This window comes from Chromobacterium subtsugae, assembly GCF_001676875.1.
Lineage (GTDB): Bacteria > Pseudomonadota > Gammaproteobacteria > Burkholderiales > Chromobacteriaceae > Chromobacterium > Chromobacterium subtsugae.
Genome location: NZ_JYKA01000037.1, coordinates 1 through 7602, shown reverse-complemented (window position 1 = coordinate 7602; position 7602 = coordinate 1). Strand labels below are relative to the sequence as shown.

Genomic DNA, 7602 nt, shown 5'->3' with positions numbered 1-7602 from the left:
CGCAGCGGGTCTTTGTCCGGGTCGTAGGGGTGGTGCTGGCTCCAGGCCGGCACCTTGACGCCGCGGATGGCGTCGGTGTGCACCTGCGCCAGCGGCACGAAGCTGTCCGGCTCGAACAGGTAGTGCACCGCTTCTTCGTCGCGGGTTTCGAAGGCCAGCACGTCGCCGTCCCGGCCGTACGGCGTGGCCTGGCCCTGGCTGATCTTGGCGATGCGGCGGCCCAGCGGGTCTTAGTGGTAGTCGGTGCGCTGGCCGTCCGGCGCGCAGGCGGCCAACCGGGTCATAGCGGTAATTCAGTTGGCCGCTGCGGCTGTCGTCGATGTCGGTCAGTTGGCCGGCGGCGTCGTACTGGTACTGGCGGCTCCACTGAGTGGCACCCATCAGCCGCTGGCTGGACAGGCGGCCGGCCTTGTCGTAGGCCTGGGTCTGTTGCAGCGCGTTGCCCAGCACGCGCTGGGTTTCGCGGTTTTGAAATAATTTCGGTAGCTTCTTTTAATCTTCCTTCCAAACATCCTCAAACCCATGTGGATCCGTCATGAATTTATAGCCGGGCTCTAGGCAAAGAAATTTCATCACCTCTGGCAAGTATTCATTCAAATGAGAGGCATGCATTGGTTTGAAGAAATCTGGGGAGTCAGAGAATTCGCCGCAATAAAAAAACCACGAAATATTATCTCCCTCTCTTTTGAATACTCTAACGCCACGTATTGGTAGTTGGCCAATAGTTTCAAGAGCAATCGCGACCATTTCATTTTCATCAAAATCAATAACCTTGGACGAGTATTTTTTGCAAATTTCAATTTGCTCTTTGCTGCTTGTCATGTTTATATTCCTAGTTTTTTCTTCATGGCTCTTGTGAAGGCCGAAGCTCGGCCCCCTTGTTTTGAAGAGCATTTCAAACAGTGAGCCTGTACTGAAGCAGTGCTTGTTTGGTGAGTTACGTCATTTTTACCCGTTCTGTAGTATTCAACAGCTAACGGATCTACATGATCTGCAACTTGTGTTTTCCCTATGTTGCCACATACAACGCAAGGTTGACCTTGAACAATATTTTGTTGACTTGTGACTGGGCCTAGTGTTTTGTCGCGAACATATGGCTTTGTAATATTGGGGTTGGGCTGGAAAAGATTTCTATCGGGTATCCCGTAGTCATCTGTTGGAACGACATTGCCTAGTCCATCAATGGTGGTCCCTGCTAGTCCTAATGGATCAATCCATTTTAGAGGATTGTTTGCATACTGATAAAGGTTTATACCGCCAGCTAAGCCAATTATATCTTTAGAAATAAACCGTCCGATCTCCGGATCATAGTAGCGATGGCGGTTGTAGTGCAGTCCTGACTCGTCATCATGATACTGCCCCTGGAAGCGGAACGGGTTGCGGATGCCGGCTTTATTGGTGGCGTCAGCGATGATTTCGCGCGCTTCGCCCCAAGCCTGGTAGTCCATTTCCAGCGCCAGCCGGCCTTGTTCGTCGGTCAGCGCTTGCGGCGTGCCCAGGTGGTCGGTGTGGTAGTAGTACACCGCCTTGGGGGCCTCGGGTTCCGGCGCAGGCTGGCGCAGCGGGTCCTTGTCCGGGTCGTAGGGATTGTGCTGGCTCCAGGCCGGCACCTTGACGCCGCGGATGGCGTCGGTGTGCACCTGTGCCAGCGGCACGAAGCTGTCCGGCTCGAACAGGTAGTGCACCGCTTCTTCGTCGCGGGTTTCGAAGGCCAGCACGTCGCCGTCCCAGCCGTACAGCGTGGCCTGTCCCTGGCTGATCTTGGCGATGCGGCGGCCCAGCGGGTCGTAGTGGTAGTCGGTGCGCTGGCCGTCCGGGGCGATGAGGCGGGAGAGGCGGTTGTGGCTGTCCCATTCCAATTTGGTGAGGCTGCCGTTGACGCGTTTCTCCACCAGATTGCCGCGGCTGTCGTAGCGGTAGTGGCGGCCGGCGTACTGGCTGAGCAGGTTGCCCATCAGGCTGTTGTCCTGATGGCCGTCGGAGGCCGGGGCGTTGTCCAGCAGGTTGCCGGCGGGGTCGAAGCGGAAGCTTTCCACGCCCTTGGGGGTGGCGGCTTCCAGCAAGCGGCCGACCGGATCATAGCGGTAACTCAGCTGGCCGCTGCGATTGTCGGCGATGCCGACGAGTTGGCCGGCGGCGTCGTACTGGTACTGGCGGCTCCACTGCGTGGCGCCCATCAGCCGCTGGCTGGACAGGCGGCCGGCCTTGTCGTAGGCCAGGGTCTGCTGCAGCGCATTGCCCAGCACGCGCTGGGTTTCGCGGTGCAGCTTGTCACGCTCCAGGTTGAAGATGTCGCGTTGGCCGAACAGCAGGCCGTGGACGTGGCCGCTGCCGTAATTGAGCACGTCCACGCGGTGGCCGTCCGGGCGGATGGTGGCGATGCGGTTGCCCAGCTTGTCGTACTCATGCTGCCAGCGGTAGGTTTCCTTGACCCCGGCGACGTGGTAGCCGTGGTGCTCCTCGACGACGTTGCCGACTGGGTCGTACACCCAGCGCAGGCTGGCATAGCGGTTCTTGGCCTGGAACAGGCGGCCGGCCGGGTCGTAGCCGAAGCTTTCCTTGCTGTTCGGCGCGCTGCGCTCGATCAGGCGGCCGGCGCGGTCGTAGCGGTAATCGGTGGTGACGTCGCCTTCCACCTGCTGCGCCAGGCGGCCGGCGTTGTCGTAGACATAGCGGGTGGCGCTGCCGTCGAAGCCGGTTTCGGCTGTCAGGCGGCCGCCGTCGTCGTAGTCGAAGCGGTAGTAGCGGTGGTTCTCGTTGCGCAGCGCGGTGAGGCGGCCCAGCTTGTCGTACTGGTAGCCCAGGCTGTGGCCGTTGGCGTCGGTGCGCTTTTGCAGCCGGCCGGCCTTGTCGTATTCGTAGTGGGTGCCGCGGCCCAGCGGGTCGGTGATTTTCAGCAGGCGGGCTTCGGCGTCATGCTCCAGCTGGGTGGCTTGGCCGTCCGGCTGGACGATGGCCTGTAGCGTGCCGTTGGCGGCGTACTGATAGCGGGTGGCGTTGCCCATCGCATCGACGATCAGCAGCGGGCGGCCGCGTTCGTCGTACTGCCACTGGGTGGCGCTGCCGGAACAGTCGGTATAGCTTTCCAGCAGGCCGTCCGGACGATAGGCGATCTTCTTGGCGCCGCCCTTGGCGTCGGTGATGGCCACCGGCAGGCCTTGCTCGTTGTACGCGTACTTGGTCTTGTGGCCGAGCGGGTCGGTTTCCTCTATCAGCTGGCCCATGTCGTCGTAGGCGCGCAGCCATTTCTCGCCCATCGGGTCAATGATTTCGACTAGATTGTCCTGTTCGTCGTAGGCGAAGCGCACTTCGCTGCCGTCGGCGCGCTCGTGCCAGATCAGGTTGCCGTTGGCGTCGTAGTCATAGCTGTCTTGCGTGCCGTCCGGGCGAATATGGCTGAGCAGCTTCTTGTCGTCATCGAATTCAAACCACTCTTCTTTGTGGTCCGGATAGACGATGCGGTAGTTGTAGCCTTTGTCGTCGAAATAGTATTCGGTGGTGCGGCCATAGGCATCAGTGACATAGGTGAGATCGATATTCTCATCCCAGGCCAGGCGCACGTCCAGGCTGCCGTCGTCGGCGTATTCGCGAATGGCTCGGGCGTCCAGATGCGTGCCATCCCATTCCAGCGTGATGCCGCGGCCGGTGCGGTCGGTGTAGCGGGTGATCAGGTGATGCTGGTACTGGTAGCTCCAGCTTTCGCCGTTTTCATCGGTGGCGGCCAGCAGGTCGCCGGCATCGCCGCCCAGCTGCGGGATATCGCTGTAACGGTATTCGGCCAGCGTGCGTTGCGGCAGGCCGGTTTCCAGATTCTGCAGGGTAACGCGGGTGACGCGGCCAATGGCGTCGTGATTCAGGTCCACTGCGTAGCCGGCGCTGCTGACCAGCTGGCTGAGGCGGCCATCGCGGAAGTTCATCGCAATGCTGTTGCCGGCGCGGTCCTTGATCAGCGCCAGTCGGAAGCTGTCGCCGTGGCGCTCGTACAGCTGGATCAAGTCATGGCCAAAGGTCTGCGACAGCAGGGTGTCGGATAGGCGGGTGAGCGTAAAGCCCTCGATGCCGTCCTTGTGCGACTCGCCTTCCGGCAGCAGCGGATAGTCCAGCGTGCGGCCGCTGTCGTCGTGGAATTTCAGCTGCCCGCCTTCAATGTCGAAGCGGGCGGCGTAGGCAAGACTCCAGCGCGCGCCGAACTCGCCTTTTTGATCGTTGCCGCCGAAGTTGGAACGATATTGCCGTGTCCAAACAATAGGAAGAACACCCGGAAGGCTGAAGTCGGTGTGTTGTAGCGACTCGTCGCCAAAAGCGTACCCGATGGAGGCCTGGGTGCTAGCGCACGCACATTTTGGCCCTGGTTTGGCGAGCTGCTTGAGCTTGGCGGCAACTTCCTTCACGGTCTGTTCGACCTTTTTCTTGGCGGTATTCACCGCCTTGGTCGCCACCGCCGCCGCTTTTTTCGGCAGGTGATTGAGGAAGGCTTTCAGCAGTTTGTCCAGCAACGGCTTCAGGTGGCTGCTGTACATCTTCATCAGCATGTCCACCAGCATGCCCGCCCATTTGGCCATGGCCGCGCCCAGGCGCTGCATCAGGCGCGCGGAAACTGTGCCTTTCAGGATGGAGTCGATCTGCTTGGCGGCGGCCACCGTCATGCCGGCGGCCGCTTCGGTGCCGGCATCGGCAGCGGCCTGGTTCAGCGAATGCAGGTGGGCGCTGACCGTGCCCCAAAAACCTTGGTCATTGGTTTTATTGAGGTTGTACCGGACGGGCGCATGCTTGACGTTCTTTTGCACATAGGCGCCGAACTTGCCGGTGCCCAGGCTGGTCAGCAGTTCGCCCATGCCGGCGATGATGGTGGCGCCTTTGGCGCCGCAGACTTTCAGCTCGTTCTGGATCTTGCCGTCTACATACTTTACCCATTCCGCCGGCGAGTTGCGGTAACTGGCCGGCAGCATGGTCACCAGCTTGGCCGCCAGGCCCGCTTCGATCTCGCCCTTGGCCCAGTCTTTGCCGGCGCGGCGCAGGCTGGTGGCGCACAACTTAAGCGTGGGCCGCGCGCCCATCTTGAACAGGCCGCCGGCCGCGGGGATCACGCCGATCAGGTCCACGCCCAGGAACAGCCAGTCGAAGACATCGACCTCCTGATTGGCGCGGGATTTGTTGGACATGTCGACGATGTCGACGATGACGTCGCCGATGGAAATCAGGTTGCCCACCACCGGCACTGCGGACGCGATGGTTTTCAGGCTCTCCACCGACAGATGGCCGTCGCTGATGCTGCGCAGCCATTTATCGAAGTCTTGGCCGGTTTGCTGCAGCGCCTGGGCTGCGGCTTGAGGCGTGGCGGGAATAACGGCTACGGGGCGTGCGAGGGCTGCGGTCGTCATGATGGCGAGTATCTTTTACAGTATTTTCTTGAGCAGATTGGCTGCGTTCGGGACGGTGGCGGCGGAAGAAGCCAGTTGCTTCACATCGCGCGCCTGCTGCAGCATGGCCTGCGCCTGGCCGGCCACTTGCTTGGCCTGGTCCAGCGTATTCTTGGCTTGGGACAGTTGGCCGGCGGCCGCGGCGACGCCGGGCGGCAAGGTCTTGCCCACCAGGCTGGAGAGCTGGCTCATCGCCTGCTTCTTCACCGCCTCTCCGCCCACCAGCTGTTTCACCGCTTCTTCCGGCTGTGGCACAAAGGGGAAGATGTCGGCCTTGTCCTTGTTCGGCCGGCCCAGGAAGTCGACCTGGGCGGGGCCCACCGGCAAGCCGTGCACCATCGCCTTGCCGGCCTCGTCCAGCACGCCCTTGTGTTTGACGCCCAGCGCGTCGGTGACGACGAACTTGCCCTGGTTCATCGAGACGCCGTTGGCGAACTCGTGGATGACCTGCAGATTGCCGGTGCCGGGCTTGGCGAATGCCGGGGTGGGGGTGCTGAGGCTGGCCGGGCCGCTCAGGCTATGGCTGGCGCCCTTGACGCTCACTTCGCTGGGGCAGTGTATTTCGATATTGCCGCCGGCGATGCGGATGTAGCCGCCGCCGCTGGTGAGCAGCACTTCCTGGCTGGCGGCGATCTGCACCTTGCCCTTGGCCGAGGTGATGGTCAGCTCCTTATCCGCCGTCAGCTCCATCGCGTCGCTTTGCGCCTGTACCTGTACCTTCCCCTTCGCCGCGATCAGCTTCAGCGCCACCTTGTCCTTCACCCCTGCCACGAACAGGCTGAGGTGCTGGCCGACATTGTGGATCCAGCGCCGGCCGGTGGTGTGGTTGGCGTCGCGCTGGGCGATCAGGTTCAGGTTTTGCCCAGCGGAGACGGTCTGGCTCTGCTCGGTCAGGGCGGCGATGCCGGCTGGGCCGGACAGCACCAGCAGCGGCTGCTGGCCGGCTTGGTCCTGGGCGGTTTTGCCGTCTTTGTCGGTGTTGCTGCCGGCTTCCCAGGCCTTCAGCGCGTCGGCGTGGTGTTGCAGGTGGCCTTGGGATTTCTTGCCGGCTTTGGCGTTGTCCGGGCCGATTTCGTCGGGCCCGGTTTCCATGCTGTCGGCCAGTTGGCCGGCGGCGGTTTCGGCCAGCGCTTGGGAGAGGCTGAGGGCGGCGTCGAGCTGGCATTGGGCGTGCTCGCGCGCCAGCTGTTTGCCGGATGCGCCGTTTTGCGCTTCGGTGGACAGCAGCAGGCCGTGGGCGGCGCGGATGGCGCCGTGCTGGTCGGTTCTGAGTTCGAAGCCGTCGCCGCGCGGCTGGGCTTTGCCGTTGCTTCTTGGGTGGGCGAGGTAGCCTTGGTTGAGCTGGGTCTTGCCCGCTTCGCTGGATAGCTTGGCGCGCACTTCGCCGGGGGTGTCGTCGAACAAGAGTTCGTTGTAGCCGCCGCCCTGGTGTTCCTTGCTCTTGATGCCGGACAGGGTCTTGTTGGCGGGGAGCGTGCCGGCGCCGCTGAAGTCGGGCGTCGGGTGGCTGCCGTTGTACAAGACGCCGGTGATGACGGGGCGGTCGATGTCGCCTTCGATGAAGTCGACCAGCACTTCCTGGCCGATGCGCGGGATGAACTGGTGGCCCCAGCCGGCGCCGGCCGAGGGCATGGCGACGCGCAGCCAGCAGGAGGATTTGTCGTCGAGACCGGCGCCGATGGTGGGGTGTTCGTCCGGCCGCTGCCAGTGGAATTGCACCTTGATGCGGCCCTGGGCGTCGGTGTGGACTTCTTCGCCGGCGGGGCCGACCACGGTGGCGGTCTGCACGCCGAGGCTGGTGGGCTTGGCCGATTCGGTGCCGGCGTAGGCCGGGGTCAGCGGGATGCCGCGGCGCTGGGCCTGGATCTGGCTGGCGAAGGGTTGCCCGCTGTCGCTGTCGGCCAGCAGGCTGGGGGCGAGGGCGCGCAGTTGCTGCGTCAGCTCGCTGGGCAGGTTGTTGCGCGCTTGCAGCGTCTGGCCGGTGACGACGAATTCGCGCTGTTCGTGGCTGTCGGTCTCGTGCGCCGGGTGGTCGTCCAGGCGGAACCATTGGCCGGCGGTGAGGCCACGGACGGCGCCGCCGCCTTCGAATTGCTTGGCCTGCAGGTCGTGCGCTTGCTGGCGCAGCCGGGCGTAGTGGCTGAGCTGGTCGGCGTCGCCGGCGTAATACAGGCCTTGGGCG

Annotated in this window: 3 protein-coding genes; all 3 read right to left on the bottom strand. The window is 62.9% G+C overall.

All coding sequences use genetic code 11. The features are described 5' to 3' along the window. Positions 1-492: 492 nt before the first annotated feature. Positions 493-822, bottom strand: coding sequence for an immunity protein Imm33 domain-containing protein (locus MY55_RS22195; RefSeq protein WP_045052549.1), 330 nt, complete (start codon positions 820-822; stop codon positions 493-495). A 2-nt stretch (positions 823-824) separates the two neighbouring features. Next, on the bottom strand, positions 825-5381 hold the full coding sequence (locus MY55_RS22190) for an RHS repeat-associated core domain-containing protein (protein ID WP_065203050.1): 4557 nt from the start codon (positions 5379-5381) through the stop codon (positions 825-827). 15 nt (positions 5382-5396) lie between these two features. After that, positions 5397-7602, bottom strand: a 2206-nt coding sequence (locus MY55_RS22185; RefSeq protein ID WP_065203049.1) for a DUF2345 domain-containing protein, incomplete at its 5' end; no start/stop codon positions are given.